This window comes from Microbacterium testaceum (assembly GCF_006539145.1).
GTDB classification, from domain to species: Bacteria; Actinomycetota; Actinomycetes; order Actinomycetales; family Microbacteriaceae; genus Microbacterium; species Microbacterium testaceum.
In genome coordinates, this window is record NZ_BJML01000025.1 from 1 (window position 1) to 1231 (window position 1231).

The following is a 1231-nucleotide window of genomic DNA, read 5'->3' on the forward strand; positions in this document are numbered from 1 at the left end:
CTCGAAGTGAGCACCAAGACACCTCCCACCGAGACGGTGGCCATCGGAACGTTCGAGGAGAACAAGCCCCACTTCTTCCTGGGACTGCTCAAAGCGCAGGCCTTCCAGATCCTGCTCATCCTCATCGTCATCGTGCTGATCTTCAGCGCTCTGGCGCCGGACTCGTTCGCGCAGTGGTCGAACTTCCGCCTCATCATCCAGAACGCCTCGATCCTCGCCGTCCTCGGCGTCGGGATGACGTACATCATCATCACCTCGGGCATCGACCTGTCGATCGGCTCGGTGCTCGTGTTCTCCGGTGTCGTCTCGGCCCTGACCATGCGCGCGCTCGGCGGTGAGGGCTGGGGCGTGGCGACCATCGGCATCCTCGTCTCGATCCTGAGCGGGGTGTGCTGGGGACTGCTGAACGGTTTCCTCATCGCGAAGGCGAAGATCCCGCCGCTCATCGTCACGCTCGGCTCGCTCGGTATGGCCCTGGGCCTGGCGCAGATCCTCACCGGCGGCGTCGACATCCGCGACGTGCCCACCGTGCTGACGGTCTCGATCGGGTACGGCAACGTCTTCGGATCGCTCCCCATCATCAGCGTCATCGCGCTCGTGGTCGTCGTGATCGGCGCGGTCGTGCTGCACTTCACGAAGTTCGGCCTGTACACGTACGCCGTCGGCTCGAGCGAGCTCGCCGCCCGTCGCGTCGGTGTCAAGGTCGACCGTCACCTCATCGCCGTGTACACGCTGTCGGGAGCGCTCGCGGGGCTCGCCGGCATCCTGGCCCTGTCGCAGTTCTCCACCACGGCGATCGCGGGTCAGTCGCAGACCAACCTCAACGTGATCGCGGCCGTCGTCATCGGCGGAACCTCGCTCTTCGGCGGCGTCGGCACGATCTTCGGAACCGTGGTCGGCCTCTTCATCCCGGCCGTGCTGCAGAACGGCTTCGTCATCACCGGCGTGCAGCCCTTCTGGCAGCAGGTCGCCGTCGGCGCCGTGCTCATCACCGCGGTCTACGTCGACCAGGTGCGCCGCACCGCCGCGACCCGCGGCACCACCCAGAGCCTCTGGCGCAAGTTCGTCAGCGGAGGACGCCGCGGCTGAGGCCCGGCATCCGACACCCCACCAAGAGAGAACGGTCATCACAATGCAGTGGAACAACAAGGTTCTCGCGTTCGCCACCCTCGGCGCCGCAGCCACCCTCGTCCTCGCCGGGTGCTCCGGTGGCACCTCGTCGGGCTCCGCC

1 protein-coding gene is annotated in these 1231 nt (G+C 66.8%); it reads left to right on the forward strand.

From position 1 onward, the window contains the following. A partial coding sequence (locus tag MTE01_RS16870; RefSeq protein WP_218026387.1) for an ABC transporter permease occupies window positions 1-1089 on the forward strand: 1089 nt, incomplete at its 5' end. Between the last annotated feature and the right edge of the window lie 142 nt (window positions 1090-1231).